Source organism: Pararobbsia alpina (assembly GCF_965118125.1).
Classification (GTDB): Bacteria; Pseudomonadota; Gammaproteobacteria; order Burkholderiales; family Burkholderiaceae; genus Pararobbsia; species Pararobbsia alpina_A.
In genome coordinates this window covers 166,158-185,062 of sequence record NZ_OZ221288.1, presented here as the reverse complement: position 1 = coordinate 185,062, position 18,905 = coordinate 166,158, and the positions used below count along the sequence as shown (strand labels likewise).

Sequence of the window (18,905 nt, the reverse complement as noted above, 5' to 3'; positions counted from 1 at the left end):
GTCAGGTTGCCCGACGCTCAATGCATTGGACGCGCGAGCCGCACGCTCAACAATGGTTACGTCCGCGGCCTGGCGGCATGGTGGCGTCGCGCGCCCCGCCGCACTCATTTAGCGCATTGCAGCCCAGAGCGCATCGAGATCGACATGCGCCGCTACGGTGTCGGCCAGCGTATCGAGCGAACGGTGCCTGAGCGCGTCGTAGTCGAAGGCCTCGCTCGACGCCAGCCCTGCCCACTCGAGCAGGCTCGCACACGCGGACGGTGTGTCGAACACGCCGTGGACGTACGTCGCAAGAAGCTGTCCATCTTCCGAACACGCGCCTTCGGCCTTGCGCCCCTCCGGCGTATCGAGCCATAGCGCTGGCCGCGCGAGCGCATCGCCGTGCGTCTCGCCCATATGGATCTCATAGCCGCACACATCGGCATTGCCCACGGCCAGTGCGCCGCGTACGTTGACGAGCCGCTTGTCCGGCGTCAGCGTCGTCTCATAGTCGAAATACCCCAGCCCCCGCTGCGTGCGGACATCGCTTTCGATGCCGTCAGGATCATGGAGCACACGTCCTAGCATCTGCATCCCGCCGCAGATGCCGATGATCTTGCCGCCGTAACGCAAATGCCGCTGTAAATAGGGCTCCCAGCCGTTCGCGCGCAGCCACGCGAGATCGCTCTGCACGCTTTTACTGCCCGGCAGAATCACGAGATCCGCGGCGGGCAGCGGCATCCCCGCACTGACGTAGCGGAAATCGACTTGGGGATGGGCACGCAGAACATCGAAGTCGGTATGGTTGCTGATATGCGGGAGCGCGGGCACCACGGTCACCAGCGAGTGCTCGCGCTGCGCAGCCGCATGACGTTCGGCGGGCAACATGTCTTCACTATCGAGCCAAAGACCGTGCACATACGGAACGACGCCAAAAACAGGCTTGCCCGTGCGCTGCTCGATCCAGTCGAGTCCCGGCTTGAGCAATGCAACGTCGCCGCGAAACTTGTTGATCACGAAACCCGCCACGCGGGCGCGCTCGCTTTCGCTCAGGCACTCGAGCGTGCCAAGGATCTGCGCGAACACGCCGCCGCGGTCGATATCCGCCAGCAGAACGACGGGGCAATCAGCGGCCTCGGCGAACCCCATATTGGCGATATCGCCCTTGCGAAGATTCACTTCGGCGGGGCTGCCGGCGCCCTCGACAAACACGGCGTCGTATCCCGTGCGCAAACGCGTGTACGAGTCGAGCACGGCATCCATTGCAGTGCGTTTGAACGCCTGATACGCCATCGCACCGAGATTGCCGTGGACCTTGCCCTGAATGATGACTTGCGAGCCGGTGTCGCTATTGGGCTTGAGCAGTACAGGATTCATGTCCGCATGCGGCGCAATGCCTGCGGCAAAGGCCTGCCACGCCTGCGCACGGCCAATTTCGCCGCCTTCGGGCGTGACCGCACTATTGAGCGACATGTTTTGCGGCTTGAACGGCGCGACGCGAACGCCGGCGCGCGCGGCAAGGCGGCACAGGCTCGCCACAAACGTGCTTTTGCCCGCGTCAGAGCTGGTGCCCTGAATCATGAGCGTGCCGCGTAGCTGTGCGGGGGAAGCCGGAAAGGGATGGGTCGCTGACATGGGCGCGATTATCCCATCGCGCACCGCACTACGTGGGATGTGATGCGGGATCAGACGTCCAGTCTGCCGCCGTCAGCCGCCTTCAGCTGCGGTCACTCGACCCATCGCCAGACGGATCGTCCTCGCCTTCATCGGTGCCGGCGTCACGCGGCCTGCCGCGACCGGCATCGGCTTGGCGCGCAGGGTCGCCGTCGACCGCGTCACTGACGGGATCGTCGACCGAGTACCGGCCGAAGTCCACGAGGTCGGGGTCCGCGCAAAAGGCGCGGATCACATCGCGTGCGTAGTCCTCGATCGCTTCTTCATACTCGGGCGTGCCATCCTCGAAATCGGTGTGGCATCGCTTGCCCTGCGCTTTCCGGATGCACGCGACCGCCTGGCTCAGCGCACGAAGCGCCGCGTACCTGGGATGGCGTGGGTGAATGAAGGGAAAGTCGCTGTCTTTCATCGCCAAGATTTCGGCATATTTCCCGCGAACTTTACCTATATGTCGAAGTTTTCATTTCAGGCATCGCCAATGCGCGAAATGACTGCTGTTTAGTCTGGGGTCTAAACAGAATAAAATCCCTCCGGACCGATTTCACTGCAGCATGTTTAGTTGCCGTCATGAGTGTTCGGCATGCCGTAAACGATTGCGCATCGGAATGATTTGCTCTCGGTGTAAGTTCGCGGGTTCTCGGGTGTGTTGAATTCAACTCATGGCACCATCCCGTCTGCACACCGATGTCGTGGCCGGATTGACCGCTGTCGTCGGGTCACTTCGTTGCGGGATCTGGCGTGCTGACCTCATCTCGCGCAACGATCTCAATGCCTGACGTTTTCGTGATGCCTGTTTTTGTGACCCCTGTTTTTGTGACCTCTTTTCAAGCTCCATACGAGCCTTGTCCATGCTGGATTTCATGACTGTCTTTCCGTCCTGGCAATGGATGCCGCTGCTCGCCGTCGCAGGCGTGGCCGTCGACCATGTGCTCGGCGAGCCGGGGCGCTGGCATCCGCTCGTGGGTTTCGGCCGCTTCGCGGCGCGGATCGAGCGCGCGCTTAATGCCGATGCACACCCGGGTCTCACCCTGCCGCGCCGTGTCTCGCGAGAACGCGGACTGTTCGCGTGGATTGTGTGTGTGTGCGTTCCAGTTGCAGTTTCAGTCGGTGTCATTGCCCTCGTGCCCGCACCGTACAACGCGCTGATACATGTTGCTCTGCTCTGGTTTGCGCTGGGTGCACGCAGCCTGCGCGATCATATTCGCCCGATCGGCGAGGCACTGCGCAACGGCGAAATCGAGCGCGCGCGTTCACTGACTGCCCGCATCGTCACGCGCGACACGTCGGACGCGGATGAAACCGCCCTGGCCCGCGCGGCCGTTGAGTCGGCGCTCGAAAACGGCAATGACGCGATCTTTGGCGCGCTGTTCTGGTTCGCGATCGCAGGAGGTCCGGGTGCGCTGGCGTTTCGCCTCGCCAATACGCTCGACGCCATGTGGGGTTACCGCACGCCACGCTTTCTGCATTTCGGCTGGGCTGCCGCACGCCTGGACGATTGCGCGAACTACGTGCCGGCGCGCCTGACTGCACTCAGCTACGCGGTGTGCAGCCATTTCCCAAGCGCCCTGCACTGCTGGCGCACGCAGGCCGTGCACTGGGACAGCCCCAACGCCGGACCGGTCATGGCAAGCGGTGCGGGCGGGCTTCGCGTGTTGTGCGGCGGCGCGGCGCGCTACCACGGCATTGACGAAGCACGGCCGGTGCTCGGCATGGGCCGCCTGCCCGGCGCTGCTGACGTCGACCGCGCGCTCGGGCTGGTACGTCATGCCTTATGGCTTTGGCTTGCCGTGCTCCTCGGACTGGGCGCTCTTGCGCACGTCATCGCATGAGCGCATGAACCTATGAATCGACCTTCTCTTGCGGCGATCGCCCATGTGCCGCACGGCGGCAATCTGAACGAAGCGATTCGCCGCTACGGCATCGCACGCGAGCACTGGTGCGACCTGTCGACAGGCATCAACCCGCATGGCTACCCGATCCCGGCGATCGACGCTGACGCGTGGCTTCGTCTGCCCGAGGATGACGACGATCTCGAGGCCGTTGCCGCGCACTACTACGGCGCCCGGCGAACTGTTGCCGTCGCAGGTACACAAGCGGCGATCCGTATGCTGCCGCAGTGGCTTGAACCCGGCGCCGTCGCCATTCACGCCTTGACCTATGGCGAATACGCACCCGCGTTCGAGCAGGCAGGCTTTCCGGTCGAACGTTTTGTCGATGCCTCGCTTCCCGACGAGTCGGGTCCCCGCCTGCAAGACGGCGAGTCGTTGCCCGATCACTGGCGATACCTTGTTGTCGTCAATCCGAACAACCCGACCGCACATCGCTTCGAGCTCGCCACGTTACGCCGCTGGCAGCGCGAGTTGTCCGCTCGAGGCGGAGCGCTGATTGTCGACGAGGCCTTCGGCGACGCGACGCCCGACGAAAGCCTCGCGCCTTACGCGCACGAACCCGGTGCCATCGTGCTGCGCTCGGTCGGTAAGTTCTTCGGCCTTGCCGGAGCCCGGGTCGGCTTCGTAATCGCTCCGCCCGGCATGCTCGACCTCGCTGCGCGCCTGCGTGGCCCGTGGACCATTGCCGGACCGGCGCGTGCGGTGGTACGCAGCGCCTTGCTCGATACGCCATGGCACGCGGCAACCCGCACGCTGCTCGCACAAGAAAGTGAGCGGCTCGAACAGCTGCTTGCGTCGAACGGCCTGTGCGCATCCCGAACGCCGCTTTTCGCCTGGGCGCGGACTGCAGAGGCTCAGGCACTGCAAGAGCGCCTTGCAAAGACCGGAGTCTGGGTACGGAGATTCGATCGGATCCCCTGCCTTCGCTTTGGGTTGCCGGCCAGCGAAAGCGGCTGGAAAACCTTGTCTGACGGGCTTCGTGCTGCGCTGGGCTAGAAGCGCAATCGGCACGACGCCATGCGCATTGACGCAACGCGTCACATCGTGCGCACCGCGAAACTTAAAGAAGCTGTAATGTGATTTCCGGCGTCGGACCGGTAAATTTTCATTTACCTTTCAGTATTTCAATTCGACGCCTGGGTCGCCGCCCGCGCTCGCGGGCCGCAAGCATTACTACGATAAGCGGCACGCACGCAGTGCCGCGGTGAAGGAGCATTCGCAGGAAATGGAAGGAACCCCACACTCAAATGCGGCCGCGGGGAACGCGCCGCGTCGTCGAGGTATAGTCGCCACGCTCGTCTACGTGTTTGAACAGGTCATGCCCGACCCGTTCGTTCTCTCGATCGGCCTCACGCTGCTCGTCATCATTCTCGCCAGATTCTTCGGACCGCACGGCGATCTGCCGACTGTTCTGGGCGCGTGGTACGAAGGCATGTTCAAGATCCTCGGCTTCGCGCTGCAGATGATCCTGATTCTTGCGACCGGCTATGCGATTGCCGCCGCCCCCATCGTTCAACGCGGCTTGCGTGCGCTCGCCGCCGGGGTGCAAACGCCTGCACGTGCCGCGCTGCTGATATTCCCGGTCGTTGGCGTCGCCGCGTGGCTCAACTGGGGTCTCGGTCTCGTGGTCGGCGCGCTGCTGTCGCGTGAAATCGCGCGCCGTTCGCGCATCGACTTCGCATGGCTCGTGGCCGGCAGTTATTCGGCCTGGTCCGTCTGCAACAGCGGGCTGTCGAGCTCGATCGCCCTGTCGCAGGCATCGCATGGCAATGCGCTGAACCTCGTCGAAAAAGCGACCGGCCATGTCGTGCCGTTGTCGCAGACGGTGTTTGCCCCGTTTGTCATGATCCCGACAATCCTCGTCGTTGTCGTGATGGGCGTGATCTTCGTGCTCGTGCATCCGAAGAACAACGACGTCGCCCCGTACGTCGAGCGTGACACCGAAGCCCCTGTCGAGCGCGACTCGCATTCGCGCGAATCGGCAGCCAATTCGTTTGCCGCACGCGTCGAACATTCAGTCTTTGGCACGCTGCTGCTGCTCGTGCTCGGCGTGGGCTACCTGTATGTGACGTGGAGCACGAAAGGCTTCGAGCTCGACATCAATACGACGATCCTGATCTTCCTGCTCGTGGGCCTTGCGCTGCAGCGCACGCCGATCGCCTACGCTGGCGCGATTCGCCGTGCCGCCGCGCAAACGGGTCCGATGCTGCTTCAGTATCCGGTCTACGGCGGCATCATGGGGATCATGACGGGCACCGGGCTCGCGTCGGTCATCGCCAAGACGTTCGTCGCGATCGCAACGCCCGTGACGCTCCCGGTCTGGAGCTTCCTGAGCTCGCTGATCATCACGCTGCTGATTCCGAGCGCGGGCGGCCATTGGGCCGTGCAGGGTCCGTTCGTGCTGCCCGCCGCGCTTGCCATCCACGCTGACGTCGCGCGTACAGCAATGGGCGTGGCCATGGCCGAAAACGTGTCGAACATGCTTCAGCCGTTCTGGGCCGTGCCGGTCGTCGCCATCGCTGGCATCCGGATTCAGCGCGTCATGGGCTATACGGCGCTCACGTTCATCGTATCGCTCGTGATCTATCTGTTGGCGCTCTGGCTCATTCCCTGATCCAATACGGGCTTCGTCGACCCATGCCGAGGCCCGTTTGAAACTGATCGATATTTCCGGACTCGCCGCCGCTGCCGCGCAATTCGCGCATGAGCGCGACTGGCACAAATACCACTCGCCCAAGAACCTCGCGATGGCACTGAGTGTCGAGGCGGCCGAGCTCGTTGAAATCTTCCAGTGGTCCACCGAGGAAGAATCGCGCGCCGTCATGCAGAGCGACGAAGCCGATCATGTCCGGCAGGAGCTGGCCGATATCGCGATCTATCTCGTGCAGCTCTGCAACGTCATGAAGATCGACCTGAATGCGGCGGTCGAAGCCAAGATCGAAATGAACGCGCGCAAGTATCCGCGTCCCGACCCTTCGCAAAGCTAGTCTCCGGCACGCGTCGTCAACTACCGGTCGACTACAGGTCGACTACCGGATAACGAAAGCTATCTCCGCGATGGCAACATGCGAAGCAGCAAGCCGTCGCGGTCAATGACCAGATGCTTGATCACTCCGAGCAAGTGAATCCCAATCGTCACGAGCAGCACCCAGTCGAGCGTGATATGGACCTGCTTGAGCACATCGCGTAGCGCCGTGTCCTTGGCGATCAGCATCGGCAACTGCACGAGCCCGAGGTACACCACCGGAATACCGGCTGCGGAGTTGTAGAAATAGCCCGACACCGGCACGGCGATCATCAACAGGTAGAGCAGAAAATGCACCGCATGCGATGCGCCGACCTGCCACATGGGCATCCCGTACGGCAACGGCGGCGCGCGGTGGGTGAGCCTCCACAGCAAGCGCACGATCACGAGAACGAAGACCGTGACGCCGATCCATTTGTGCCACGAGAAATACCGCAATTTAGTCGGCGTAAATCCGGGGATATCGGTCATCACGAATCCGATCCAGAAGCCCGCCGCAATCAGGATGGCGATCAGCCAGTGCAGCGTGATCGCGGGTCCCGTATAGCGATGCGAGGTCGGTCGTGCTCGAAAATCGGTCATGTTCCACCCGTGTCGACGGCAGCGCGCCCACTATAGCGCATTGAATCGAACGCAGAACTGAGACATGCGGTGAAGGGTTTACGCGACCGTCCGCTACAGTGGTCGCGCAGGAAGCGGTGTGATTGCAGCAACAGCGTGAGCGCTCGCCGCATACCTGTCACATGTCTGGACAATGATGCATTGCAGTAAAGTGATCCGACGATACAATGACACATCTGTCAGTATTACTGCATATCGCAGGTCACGTCATACCAACGCGTGTTGGACGGCACGCATGCCCTATCTCATGAGAACTCGAGCCGCACACGTCCATCGATTCCAGACCGTCAATCGGCTTCCGCTGAGGCCGACGATGCTTGGCCAGCGCGTTGTGCGCCCGAGCCTCAAGCGACAGTCACGCCTAGCGGGTCTTCCGTGCGGCCTCGTCACCGCTGCCGCCGCATTCGACGCACTGTCGCCGCGCGCGGCCCCCAGTGTCCGGCGCCGCCAGACACTGGCCACGAATGCGTGTTCGCCATTTGGGAATCACGGCCTGCTGGTCGATCGATTGGGGCATCTCTCGTCCGGCGTGACCTACCCCGTGACATTGCGTTCGTCCGGCGCGCACAAGCGGCCGGCCAATGATCCCCATGACGACGACGTGTCCGCGCTCGAACGTCTGAAGGAAATCGAGCGCCTCGATGCCTATGCGAATGCCCTCGCTCACGCGATCTGCAATGAAGCGGGCTTCCCCATGAATGCATCGGCCGGGCCGTTCGCTGTGATGGACATCATCGAAACCTACGTCGATGCCGTGCGCAAGGCGAAGGGCAAACCGACCTACGCCGACCTCAACCCCGACGACGCCAATTTCGAAGCCCAGCTCGACGACTTCGTCGCCGATATCTTTCGCGCGATGGGTGCCGCCCCTCGCGGCTGACTACGTGCTTCAAACATAACGACATCGCGCAAGCGCGATGTCTTCAAATCGGGGATATCCCCGAGCCTGCCAGCGAGCTTCCCCGCGGACGCCCATCGGCACGCGGCCGCACGTGCGGGGCCCGCTCGTATCAGGGGTTTCCCAGTCTGCTTGCGCGCGCATTCTCTTGTATCGTCATGACGTGCGGTGCAGGTTCACGTGGTCCCCGATGTCGATCGAAGGGCCGTTGAAGCATGACTGAATGGCAAGCGGCTGAGCAGCAAGCCTTACACGCCGACCGATGCCTACGCGCGACGACCCCTTCCCAGGTCATACGTATGTTGGGCGCACGCCGGCAGGTGTGCGCGTCTAAGAGCCGGTCAGAACCGGCCCGGGAACGATGATTGCGATACGCGTCGATGCGCCCGAAAACAGGCGCTCCCGACGACGAGCTGACACGAACCGGATACCTTCGATGCCATTCAACGAAAACGCTCAGCGCTTGGCCCACCCTGCCGGAATGCCTGTGCTTCAGACGGCGTCGCAGCGCCGTGTCCTCGTCGTCGACGACAACACCGAGCTCGGACGCTCGATGGTGACCATTCTTGAAGTCGAAGGATTCAGTGCACGCCACGTCGCCACCGGACTCGACGCGGTGCTGATGACACGCCGCTGGCAACCGCAGGTGATCGTGCTCGACCTGAGCATGCCTCAGGGCAACGGCTGGGAAGTGGCCTCCGTGCTGCGCGACGGACTGGCGCCCGACTGTTTTCTGATCGCGCACTCCGCGCTGCTGCATGAGCCCGCGGACATCGAGCGTTGCCGTCAGGCCGGCTTCGACGCTTGCATGCCCAAGCCTTGCGACATCGACGCACTGCTCTCCATGCTCGAAGATTTTTTCGGCACGGGCTCGATGTTCAGGCCCGCGAACGGAACACTGATTCGCTAAAACTACGCTTCAGACTACAGCTGAATCGCGGGACGCGGCATCGACGGCGGGAACACATTCCAGGTGCCGTCGTCGTGCCGGAAGAAGATGATCGACAACAAACCCGTGGGCCGCAGTGCTTCGACGCGAACAAAACGTTGGTGCTCCGAACGATTGTTTCGAACCTGAATCACGCGGGCCGGCATCGACGGCGTCGGTGCAAGCCACTTGTCGACGATCCAGTGCAGCGATTTTTCGGTAGCGTTCATGATGGTCTCCTACGCGCACAACCCCGTGCTGTTCCCTGTAGTTGTGATAACGGCTATTTTTATGGCCGCTTGAGCATCCACGCGATCGCGTGACGGCCTGGCCTTCCCCGGCGAGCTTCACGCGGCATTGGCCGCGAAGCGCCCGCTTCTCCTCCCGTGTCCCAGGAATGCAGTGACGAGGCTGACGACAAGACGCACCGCCACGCGCGGATGCGCGAGGCACGCCTCGACCTGCTTGCTGCGTGCTTCGCCAAACAGGCACCACACGCAAAAGTGCTCGCAGTTATTCGTCAGAAGTCGATATCGATCCTCGCCGAGGCGAGACCGAGCACGCATGACGGCCTCGTCGCCCGTGTAGGTCGCGAATGGATGGAGCCGTACCCACATCGCATGACCGCGCGCAAAACACTCGAGCGTGACTTCCTCGACCGGTGCGCGCTGCGCCGAATCGGCAAATCCGGCGTAATGCACGACTCGACCATTGCCGACGTAGACGCCGTGATGCTCGTATCCGCGACGTTGGGTGACGAGATGCGTACCGGGAGTCGGTTCGCTGCCAAGGGGGTAGTCGAGTGATGTCGCATCATAGGTCTCCATAACATCAGCGTCGGCGACTCGCGTCGTGCCGTCGGCCGCTACGCCGACGTCGTGAAACACTTCGAAGCACGCCGGCTGATCGGCCTCGGTCACGCTGGCCGTCGACGTTGCGGATACCGGGTGCAGGTTCGTGTTCATGGCGCGTCTCGCTGATTCGCAGTACTGTGGTCTTTCGCTTCGGTGTTTCGATTCGGTGTTTCGATTCGGTCCTTAGCGGTGTGGTCTTGTCGCACGGGCTGCGGTATTGCGTTGAAGCCCTGCTGTACGTCGGTGCCACACTGTTGACGGTCATAACGCATCAACCTTGCCAGCGCCCGGAAACCCCCGCCAAATGGCACTTCCCCTCAAGCGATGAAGGCCGAACCTGCCCAATGTGTTTCAAGTCTGCAAACAGGCTTCAAACGATAGCGTTGGCTGCGGGCCAACACCCATGCGTGCGGCATCACACGCGTGTGTCGCCGCGATGCCCATCGGCAGCCATGCATGTGTTGGGTCTGATCAGCGCCGGACCGATATCGTGTCGGCTGCACACCAACGTTCCGGATGATTCGAGCGCGCGGACCGATTGCGCGGCTGATGTGCGAATGTGCGCAAAGCCACACGGGCCAACGGTTTGGAGAATTCAGGCCTCGAGCGCGACAGCTCGCGACCAAAATGGCATGACACTTGCACCATGAGGGCTACCTTGTTCATTCCCGTCGTCGCTGGACGACTCAACGGAGACCCATCATGGCTTCCATCTCGATCAACGACCTCAGTCTGAATCTCGCTCTCGATCGCAAGGCCATGGCGGCCATCAAGGGTGGCGGTGCCCCGTGGGTATTTGGCTGGATACAGCCCTATATTCCGCCGACACCGTCCGTGCCGACGATGCCCATCGTGAACTTGTATCAGGTCAACAATAGTTTCTATGCTAACCAGATGAACAATCAGTTCCAGACGGTCGACGTCAGCAATACCGGTTCGAACGCCGTGCTGGTGGTGCCGACTACCGCCACCGGCAGCAACGCAGCGTAGGCCCGGCCGACGCCAGGGAATCCACCTGGCTGTGCCGGGATGGAGCGCGCAGCGGCTTGCCGCTCGCGCATCGTGTGCACCATTGAAGCGGGTGTCGCGCCTCGCTGTGCGGGCGGTGCGATGACGCCGACGACATCAGAGGGTGCCGTGAAGTGGACTAGTCAATTCCGATGGACATCGGCCGCGCGCACCGATGTCGGCCTCGTACGCGAGGTTAACGAAGATGCGTGCCTCGACCGCCCCGAGCGAGGCTTGTGGGCCGTGGCGGACGGGATGGGCGGTCATGCCGTGGGTGACGTGGCGAGTCGCCTGGTTGTGAATACGCTCGGCGGCATCGAACCGCGTGGCGATCTCGGTCATTTTGTTGCCGACGCCCGAATACGCTTGCTCGAGGCCAATCATCTGCTTCGCGTCGAAGCTGCGTCGCGCCAGGTGCAACGCATCGGCTGCACGGTGGTTGTGCTGATGGCGTGCGAGCGGCAGTGTGGATTTCTTTGGGCTGGCGACAGCCGCATCTACCGATGTCGGCAGGGTCGTCTGCAACTCCTGACGCGCGATCACAGCCAGGTCGAGCAGATGAAATCGATGGGACAGATCACCGAAGAAGAAGCGTTGCATCACCCCGCCCTGCATCTGATCACGCGCGCGGTCGGTGCGACTGACCGGCTGGATCTCGACGAAGACATGGTCGAGGTGGCCGACGGCGACATCTTCCTGCTTTGCAGCGACGGGCTTAGCAATGAAGTCAGCGCGCGCGAAATGCTCGACACCCTCGCGCGGCTCGACTGCCGCGAAGCCACCGAAACGCTCGTCGATCTCGCGCTCGAGCGGGGTGGTCGCGACAATATATCGGCAGTCGTGGTGCGGGCAGAAGATACGGCCGGTGACAAGACGTTGCTGAATCCGGCGTTGTAGTGCGGTGGCGCCTTAACTTGCGAAGTCAGTCGAAGCCGACAACGCCTTCCACGTTTCCGTCTCCTGCGTCACATACTCGTTTTTCGCGGCGATGGCGGCCAGCGTGTCCGTGCCGAGCGGCAGGCGCAGCGGCGGGTTCGACGCATCGACCAGCGTGACCATCGCTGCAGCAAGCTTCGTCGGGTCACCGGGCTGATTGCCGCTGATCTGCACAGCCTTGCGGCGGACCGTGCCGGACGTTTCGTCGTAGTCGTCGATCACGTCGGGCGCCACAACCAGTGACGACGCATCGAGAAACTCAGTCCGGAAATATCCCGGCTCGACGACCGTTGCATGGATGCCCAGCGGCGCAAGTTCTGCGTGCAACGCTTCCGTGATGCCCTCGACAGCGAACTTCGTCGAACAGTACACGCCGAAGCCGGCTCCTGCGCGATAGCCGCCGACCGATGAAATGTTGATCACGTGGCCGGAGCGGCGTGCGCGCATCGTCGGCAATACGGCGCGCGTGATGTTCAGCAAGCCGAATACGTTCGTGTCGTACATACGGCGCACGTCCTTGTCGGCGGACTCTTCCACGGCGCCGAGCAGGCCGAAGCCGGCGTTGTTGACCAGCACGTCGATGCGTCCGAATTTCTCGACCGCCGCCTGCACAGCCGCCTTGGCCTGAGCTTCGTTGGTCACGTCAAGCGCGACGGGCAGCAGCGCGTCCGATTCGCCCAGACGTTCGACGATCGCCGAGACGTTGCGACCGGCGGCCACGACCGCGTTGCCGTCGGCGAGCGCGGCTTGCGCGATCAGTGCACCAATGCCGCGCGAAGCGCCCGTGATGAGCCATACGCGCTTGAAGCCACCTTGCTTGACGTTATCCATGACCTTGCTCCTGTGTGTGAAGGGGTGAAAACGTGATGAAGTGACGCCATCGTAAGCGCGGCGATTGACATCAACTAGCCGTACATTGATTGGTAGATAATCAATGTGAACTTGTTAATGGGTGAACAGCCGAGATGAACGGAATTCGTGGGGTCACCGTATTCGTGCGTGCCGCAACGCTTGGAAGCCTGCGCAGTGCGGCTGTCGATCAGGGCATTTCGCCACAGGCAGCCAGTCAGGCGGTCATGCAGCTGGAGAAGGAACTGGGCGTGCGGCTCTTTCATCGGACCACCCGAAAGCTCAGCCTGACTGAGGAAGGTCAACGGCTGCTTGATAGCGCGAAGCCGGCACTGGCGACGCTGTCGTCGGCGCTCGACGATGCGCGTCGCTCGAAGGAAGACACGGGTGGCGTGCTGCGCATCAGCGCACCGCGCGCGTTCGGGCTCACCGTTTTGTGGCCGTACTTCGAAGCCTTTCAGAAGCGCTATCCCAACGTGCTGCTCGAAGTGCAATTCGACGATCAGTTCACCGACCTCGTGACAGACCGCGCCGACGTGGGTTTTCGCGGCGGGCCGCCGCCATCGAGCGGTTCAATCGCGCGCCCGCTGGTGCCCATTCAACTCATCGTGTGCGCCTCGCCGGAGTATATCGAGCGTCACGGTGCGCCACAGACCATCGACGAGCTCTATGCGCATCGCTGCACCGGGTACCGTCGTGCGAACACGGGCAAGCTCGCGCAGTGGCAGTTTCGGATCGGCGACGAGATCGTCTATCGCGACGTGCCCGCTGTCGTCTATGTCAACGACACCGAAATCGAAACGCAGGCCGTGCTATCGGGTCTCGGTATCGGGCAACTGGGTAGCTTCAGTGCGGCACCGCATATCCGAAGCGGTCGACTGATTCCGTTGCTGACGCAGCACATTACCGACTACGGCATGATCCATATCTACTACCGGCATCGCACCGAGCAGTCACTGCGCTTAAGGACATTCATCGACTTCATGATCGAACACATCGCCGGCAACCGGGACTTTTTCCTTGACCCACAAGAGCTCCGCGCGACGCAGTCGCTCAAGCGCGGCGGCAAGGCGAAGGGGCGAGGCTAGTGACTGGAGATTAGCGGCTGGGGATTTGCAGATAGAGGTTTCCGGATCGACATTGGCAGCTAAAGGTCAATGGCTGGATGTTGGCGGCGGGAGCTTAGGCCAGAGGTTAGCGTCCACGTTTTTCACGTCTCAGTGTGCATCCGGCGGGGGAGCTGTGTTTGTCGCAGGCTTCGTTAAAAACGCACCGATCACCCCGACTCCAAAGCACAATGCAACGGCAAGAAATGCGTCGGCAAATGTCAGAGTCAAGGCCTCGCGCATCAGCAATGCATGTAATTCGCTCAACCCGGCTTGTGTGGCGTTGACGGTATCGCCCACCGCGTTGGAAACGAGCGCGGCCTGATCTCGCAGAAACGCCCCGACCACAGGTCGTCCGATGCTCGCGCGTTCGGCCAGTCGCTCATAATGAAAATTCAAACGATCATTGAGCATGGTGCTGGCCACGGCGATGCCGATCGCACCACCGAGATTGCGCATCAGATTGAACAAGCCGCTCGCTGATCTCAGCCGGGCCTGAGGCAATGATCCCAACGCCATGATCACAATGGGCGGAATAGCCAGCTGCTGCCCGAATCCGCGTAGTGCCTGAGGCAGCAAAAGCTGCTGCCAACCCCAGTCACTTGTGAGCGGTTCGTAGAGATAGCATCCAATGCCGAACAACGTCAGGCCCGCAATCATCAGATAGCGCATGTTGATGTATCGCGCCAACACGGTGTACGCGATCATGCCCATCAACTGAAAGCATCCGACCGACAGCAGCGCGATACCTGTCTGAAGGGAGTCGAAGCCGCGAACACGCGTGAGAAACACCGGCGTCAGATAGACCGTGCAGAAAATGCCAATGCCGATGATGAATGACAGCGCGCTGCACAGTCCGAAGTTGCGCACGGCGAGCGCACGCAGGTCGATGACCGGGTCTTTCGCCGTCAGCGCATGGACCACGAAGAGAAAGCCGCTGAGTGCGGACACCCATGCGCAAAGGAGAATCGCCTCGTCGCCGAACCAGTTTTTACGCGGCCCCTCTTCGAGCACGTATTCAAGGCAACCGAGGCACGCTGACATCAGCACGATCCCTCGATAGTCGCCCTGCTTCAGCAACGAGAGGTCTGCATGATCGAAGTTGACGAACCTGGGCACACAGAGCGTCACTGCAATGCCAGGCACGACATTCAAATAGAACAACCAATGCCAGGACCATGCTGCGGTCACCCAGCCGCCGATCACCGGCCCGATCGTCGGCGCGAGTGTCGAGAGCGCACCGATCGTCGTGGCGGCAACGAGACGCTGCTTCGGCGGAAAGATCACGAACACGGTCGTATAGACCGTCGGAATCATGGCCGCACCCATCGCGCCCTGCAGACCTCTGAAAAGGATCATCGAGTCGATGTCCCACGACAGTCCGCAAAGCATGCTGGTCACCGTGAATCCGAGCGCGGAGAAAGCGAACACCCAGCGTGTGGAAAACACGCGTGTGAGCCAGCCCGACATGGGAATGACAATGATCTCGGCGATCAGGTAGGACGTCTGCACCCAGGAAAGCTCGTCCTGACTCGCCGAGAGCCCGCCACCAATGTCTCGCAGTGACGATGCGACGATTTGAATATCGAGTGTCGCCATAAAGAAGCCGACACACATGATGCCGAAGGCAATCAGCTTCGTGCGTGCGGGCAAATCCATGGGATTCGGTAGCGATGTCATTGTGGAAGTGTTCATGCGTGTAATTCAATTGCTCGATTGCTCAATTGCGTCAAATCGGGAACGTCGTCCATACAATGCAGAACGGGCTCTGGATGTCCCCCGCCCCACCTGCTGCATCTGCTGCGTCGGTGAGGTGGGGCTTCGTGGTCGACCTCAGAGGGCAGACAAGTCAGGATGCTGATTTCGCACCGGGCTGACCGCTTCGAGCAGCGCGCCGAGATGCAGGCTCGTGGATTCCGCAAGCCAGGGCGATACCAGTTGCACGCCGATCGGCAACCCTTCCCTGCTCGTGCCGAATCGCAACGACAAGCCCGGAAGGCCCGTTACGCTAAAGGGCGCGGTGGCCGTCATGACATGCAGCGACGACACCTTTTGACCGTTGATGTTGAATTCGGTCGCGTCGTGTTCATGTGCGGGCACCGTCGTTACCGGGCACAGCAGCGCGTCGTACCGCTGGAAGTATTCGGCGAATCCGTCGCGCAGTTGTTGCGCTTGCTGATCTGCCTCGACGAAGTCGGCGATCGGGGTGTCGGGCGTGTCGTACACCGCCTGAACATGCTTGAAGATTTTGTCTTCGTGTCCGGCGGTCACTTTCCTGAACGCAGGTTTGGTTTCCATCACCTGTAATTTCCAAAGCAGTTCCAGTGCATTGATCTGCTCAAGCACGGGGATGCGCACGGGCTCGACGATGACACCGAGGTTCTGAAGGGCCTCGGCAGCGGCCTTAACCGTGGCCGCGACATCCGGATCCACCGGCGAAAACGCGGGGTCGACGAGCCAGCCTACCCGCAGCGGACGAAACGGATTCGAGGCCACGCCGGCGTCGAGATGAACCGGCGCGATGGAGAAACCATCCGCCCCGTCCGGGCCCGCGAGGAGCGAATAGGCAAGTGCGACGTCCCGCACGGAACGCGCCATCGGACCGATGTGCCAGAAGCGACGCGGCACGCGCGGCCAGATACCCGTCATCGGAATACGCCCATACGTGGCTTTCAGGCCCACGACACCTGTAAGTGCCGCGGGGCCTCGCACAGAGATGGCCACATCGGTCGCGAGACCGATCGGCGACATACCCGCCGCAATGGCTGCCGACTCGCCACCGCTCGATCCACCCGGCGTGCGGTCCGGATTCCAGGGGTTACGCGTGCGGCCCGACAGCAAGTTGTCCGTCTCGATCCAGAACGAAAACTCGGGGTGATTGGTCTTCGCGATCAGAATGCCGCCCGCGTTCTTCATGCGCACGATGCTGGTCGCGTCGGTGTCCGGCACACGCCCCTTGAAAATCGGCGAAGCACGTTGCGTCAGCACGCCAGCGGTGTCGATCGAGTCCTTGGCCGTGAACGGCACGCCATGCAGCGGCCCCAGCCTCTCGCCTGCCAATACCGCGGCTTCTGCTTCCTTCGCCGCTTCGAGTGCGCCATCGGCGATGGCGACGATTGCATTGATCTTGGGGTCCACCGCTTCGATACGGTCGAGGTGGGCTCGCATGACTTCAACAGGGGACACTTCTTTATTGCGGATCAATTCAGCCAGCGCGGTGGCATCTTGGGTGACGAGTTCGTTGCTCATGAGGAGCCTCAAAAAAAGTGATGTGAGGAATGAACAAGGTTTGGTTCGTGCATCTACCTAACGTTTGTTAGGTTGCAAATTAGACGCTATAATTCGTCTCGTCAACCGATTTTTTGAGCGGGTGCTTCTCGAACGATCCTGTGCGAGGGCACCAAGACGAGCTACCATCCGCCATGCCGCTGCCATAGCGGGCAGCAACGCAGGCCGACCGACGTCGCGCATCGCGATGAGGGCTGTGTCACTGAGGGGCGATTCGTGGAAAACAAAGCAAATACCAGTTCCAGCGACAAGATACTGGCCGTCGCGACGAAGATTGCGCAGGCACATGGTTACGGTGGATTGAACCTTCGGACCCTTGCAGAAGAGGTCGGCATCAAGGCCGCTAGCCTCTATCATCATTTTCCGAGCAAGGCCGACCTGGCCGCTGCCGTCGCCAAACGGTATTGGGAAGATGCTGCGGCCGCGCTCGAGGTCATCTCCGCGAAGACAGCCGACCCGATCGAACGCCTGCGCAAATTCCCCGGGACATTTCGCACCGCCCTCGAAAACGAGAACCGGATGTGCATGGCCAGTTTCATGGCCGCCGAATATGACGACTTGCCGGAGGTGGTGCAGGTCGAAGTCCAGGCCTTCGCCGACGCCAATGTCGAGTGGCTCGGCAAAACCCTCGTCGAAGCAGGCATCGTGAATTCCCGTGACGCCAAAAAGCGAGCGCGAGCCATCTTTGCGGCGGTGTCCGGCGCGCAACTCATGGCCCGCGGGCGCTCAGATATCAAGCTCTTCGACACGCTGATCGAGACTTACCGTTCTGCGGGGCTTTTGCCAGGATAGAAACGGGGCTACCGACCGGCGTCGCCACGCCGATATTCGGAGGTGACCTCATCGAGTTTTGAGAGCACAGCAGGCTGGACCTCCTGATCTGCGCCCACGAGCGTGTCGCGCAGCTGTTCGCTGCGGCTCGCACCGAGAATCACCGACGTGATAGCAGGATTCTTCAGAATCCACGCCACGCTGAGCGTGGGTAACGGTATGCCGGCTTCGGATGCCATCGAAAGCAACTGCTCGACGGTCGCGAACTCCCGATCACGCCAGTAGCGATCCTTGTACATCGCCCCGAACTGGCCCATTTCCGTTTGAGAGAAGCGCCCCTGGGTCGGATCATCATCCCTGCGATATCGGCCGGTCAGCAGACCGCCTGCGAGCGGGTTGAACGAGATTACGCCGACGCCTTCTTCTTGCGCCAAAGGCAGTAACTCGCGCTCGATCTCTCGAAACAACAAGTTGTAGCGAGGTTGTGCGGACACGAAGCGCGTGAGGCGCAGCACGTCCTGCCGGCCAATGGCGCGCGCCAATCTGTACGCCAGGAAGTTAGACACGCCGATATAGCGAGCTCTTCCCGACCGCACGATGAGATCGAGTGCCTCGGCCGTCTCGTCGAGCGGCGTGGTGCTGTCATCCATGTGAATCTGGTAGAGATCGACATAGTCGGTGTTCAGGCGTCGCAATGAAGCATCGATCGCGTCGAGCAAGTGTTTTCTCGACGTCCCGCGATCCCATGGCGAAGGCCCGATCGGCCCGCCGCCCTTCGTGCCGAGAATGAAGCGGCTGCGCTTGTCCTTGAGCCACCGGCCCGTGATTTCTTCTGAACTACCCAACTCATGCGGAAGCGCACCACCAGGATAGATGTCGGCCGTATCGATGAAATTGACACCCGCATCTGCCGCGGTATCGAGGATCTTGAAGGCTTCGTCTTCGCGGGTCTGATGTCCGAACGTTCCCGTTCCAACACAAAGCCGCGACACGGACAGGCCCGTACGGCCCAACTGCTTGAACTGCATCGTGAACCTCATTCAGTGAGAGCGCCCGACGACTCGAGCGTGACGAAATAT

19 protein-coding genes are annotated in these 18,905 nt (G+C 61.6%); 10 read left to right on the top strand and 9 right to left on the bottom strand.

Annotation, left to right across the window (positions count from 1 at the left end; all coding sequences use genetic code 11):
- Positions 1 to 108: 108 nt before the first annotated feature.
- Positions 109 to 1,614, bottom strand: a complete 1,506-nt coding sequence (locus tag ACMFWR_RS19320) for a cobyric acid synthase (RefSeq protein ID WP_413196306.1) — start codon at positions 1,612 to 1,614, stop codon at positions 109 to 111.
- 82 nt (positions 1,615 to 1,696) lie between these two features.
- Entirely contained in the window at positions 1,697 to 2,062 is a 366-nt protein-coding gene (locus ACMFWR_RS19315; protein WP_413196305.1) for a hypothetical protein, read from the bottom strand.
- A 439-nt stretch (positions 2,063 to 2,501) separates the two neighbouring features.
- On the opposite strand from ACMFWR_RS19315, the gene ACMFWR_RS19310 reads away from it, so the two are divergent.
- From ACMFWR_RS19310 to ACMFWR_RS19295, 4 genes are all read left to right on the top strand, one after another.
- Positions 2,502 to 3,482, top strand: coding sequence for a CobD/CbiB family cobalamin biosynthesis protein (locus tag ACMFWR_RS19310; RefSeq protein WP_413196304.1), 981 nt, complete (start codon positions 2,502 to 2,504; stop codon positions 3,480 to 3,482).
- A gap of 12 nt (positions 3,483 to 3,494) precedes the next feature.
- Positions 3,495 to 4,538 carry a threonine-phosphate decarboxylase CobD gene (gene cobD / locus ACMFWR_RS19305; RefSeq protein WP_413196303.1) on the top strand — a complete coding sequence of 348 codons (1,044 nt, stop codon included), beginning with the start codon at positions 3,495 to 3,497 and terminating at the stop codon, positions 4,536 to 4,538.
- A gap of 229 nt (positions 4,539 to 4,767) precedes the next feature.
- Positions 4,768 to 6,156 (top strand): TIGR00366 family protein, encoded by a 1,389-nt coding sequence (locus tag ACMFWR_RS19300; protein WP_413196302.1) that lies wholly within the window; start codon positions 4,768 to 4,770, stop codon positions 6,154 to 6,156.
- Between the two features lie 37 nt (positions 6,157 to 6,193).
- Complete coding sequence (locus ACMFWR_RS19295; RefSeq protein WP_413196301.1) at positions 6,194 to 6,529, top strand: nucleotide pyrophosphohydrolase; 336 nt, start codon at positions 6,194 to 6,196, stop codon at positions 6,527 to 6,529.
- A 59-nt stretch (positions 6,530 to 6,588) separates the two neighbouring features.
- Here ACMFWR_RS19295 and ACMFWR_RS19290 read toward each other — a convergent pair whose 3' ends face one another.
- Positions 6,589 to 7,149, bottom strand: coding sequence for a cytochrome b (locus ACMFWR_RS19290; protein ID WP_413196300.1), 561 nt, complete (start codon positions 7,147 to 7,149; stop codon positions 6,589 to 6,591).
- Positions 7,150 to 7,423: 274 nt separating this feature from the next.
- On the opposite strand from ACMFWR_RS19290, the gene ACMFWR_RS19285 reads away from it, so the two are divergent.
- On the top strand, positions 7,424 to 8,068 hold the full coding sequence (locus tag ACMFWR_RS19285) for a hypothetical protein (protein ID WP_413196299.1): 645 nt from the start codon (positions 7,424 to 7,426) through the stop codon (positions 8,066 to 8,068).
- 454 nt (positions 8,069 to 8,522) lie between these two features.
- Positions 8,523 to 8,996 (top strand): response regulator, encoded by a 474-nt coding sequence (locus ACMFWR_RS19280; protein WP_413196298.1) that lies wholly within the window; start codon positions 8,523 to 8,525, stop codon positions 8,994 to 8,996.
- Positions 8,997 to 9,010: 14 nt separating this feature from the next.
- Here ACMFWR_RS19280 and ACMFWR_RS19275 read toward each other — a convergent pair whose 3' ends face one another.
- Both ACMFWR_RS19275 and ACMFWR_RS19270 read right to left on the bottom strand, forming a co-directional pair.
- Positions 9,011 to 9,244, bottom strand: a complete 234-nt coding sequence (locus ACMFWR_RS19275; protein WP_413196297.1) for a hypothetical protein — start codon at positions 9,242 to 9,244, stop codon at positions 9,011 to 9,013.
- Positions 9,245 to 9,361: 117 nt separating this feature from the next.
- Positions 9,362 to 9,841 (bottom strand): lecithin retinol acyltransferase family protein, encoded by a 480-nt coding sequence (locus tag ACMFWR_RS19270; RefSeq protein WP_413197287.1) that lies wholly within the window; start codon positions 9,839 to 9,841, stop codon positions 9,362 to 9,364.
- A gap of 729 nt (positions 9,842 to 10,570) precedes the next feature.
- Between ACMFWR_RS19270 and ACMFWR_RS19265 the strand changes: the two genes are divergently transcribed.
- Together ACMFWR_RS19265 and ACMFWR_RS19260 are read left to right on the top strand one after the other, a co-directional pair.
- The gene (locus tag ACMFWR_RS19265) at positions 10,571 to 10,858 is read left to right on the top strand and encodes a hypothetical protein (protein WP_413196296.1); all 288 of its coding nucleotides are present in this window, start codon (positions 10,571 to 10,573) and stop codon (positions 10,856 to 10,858) included.
- A gap of 147 nt (positions 10,859 to 11,005) precedes the next feature.
- Positions 11,006 to 11,773 (top strand): PP2C family protein-serine/threonine phosphatase, encoded by a 768-nt coding sequence (locus ACMFWR_RS19260; RefSeq protein ID WP_413196295.1) that lies wholly within the window; start codon positions 11,006 to 11,008, stop codon positions 11,771 to 11,773.
- Positions 11,774 to 11,785: 12 nt separating this feature from the next.
- Here ACMFWR_RS19260 and ACMFWR_RS19255 read toward each other — a convergent pair whose 3' ends face one another.
- A complete protein-coding gene (locus ACMFWR_RS19255) occupies positions 11,786 to 12,643 on the bottom strand; it encodes an oxidoreductase (RefSeq protein ID WP_413196294.1) in 858 nt (285 codons plus the stop codon).
- Between the two features lie 134 nt (positions 12,644 to 12,777).
- Between ACMFWR_RS19255 and ACMFWR_RS19250 the strand changes: the two genes are divergently transcribed.
- Entirely contained in the window at positions 12,778 to 13,749 is a 972-nt protein-coding gene (locus ACMFWR_RS19250; protein WP_413196293.1) for a LysR family transcriptional regulator, read from the top strand.
- 129 nt (positions 13,750 to 13,878) lie between these two features.
- Here ACMFWR_RS19250 and ACMFWR_RS19245 read toward each other — a convergent pair whose 3' ends face one another.
- Both ACMFWR_RS19245 and ACMFWR_RS19240 read right to left on the bottom strand, forming a co-directional pair.
- Positions 13,879 to 15,447 (bottom strand): DHA2 family efflux MFS transporter permease subunit, encoded by a 1,569-nt coding sequence (locus ACMFWR_RS19245; RefSeq protein WP_413197286.1) that lies wholly within the window; start codon positions 15,445 to 15,447, stop codon positions 13,879 to 13,881.
- 153 nt (positions 15,448 to 15,600) lie between these two features.
- Positions 15,601 to 17,016, bottom strand: a complete 1,416-nt coding sequence (locus ACMFWR_RS19240; protein ID WP_413196292.1) for an amidase — start codon at positions 17,014 to 17,016, stop codon at positions 15,601 to 15,603.
- A 255-nt stretch (positions 17,017 to 17,271) separates the two neighbouring features.
- Between ACMFWR_RS19240 and ACMFWR_RS19235 the strand changes: the two genes are divergently transcribed.
- A complete protein-coding gene (locus ACMFWR_RS19235) occupies positions 17,272 to 17,847 on the top strand; it encodes a TetR/AcrR family transcriptional regulator (RefSeq protein ID WP_413196291.1) in 576 nt (191 codons plus the stop codon).
- An 8-nt stretch (positions 17,848 to 17,855) separates the two neighbouring features.
- On the opposite strand, the gene ACMFWR_RS19230 is transcribed toward ACMFWR_RS19235, so the two are convergent.
- Positions 17,856 to 18,854 (bottom strand): aldo/keto reductase, encoded by a 999-nt coding sequence (locus ACMFWR_RS19230; RefSeq protein WP_413196290.1) that lies wholly within the window; start codon positions 18,852 to 18,854, stop codon positions 17,856 to 17,858.
- Between the last annotated feature and the right edge of the window lie 51 nt (positions 18,855 to 18,905).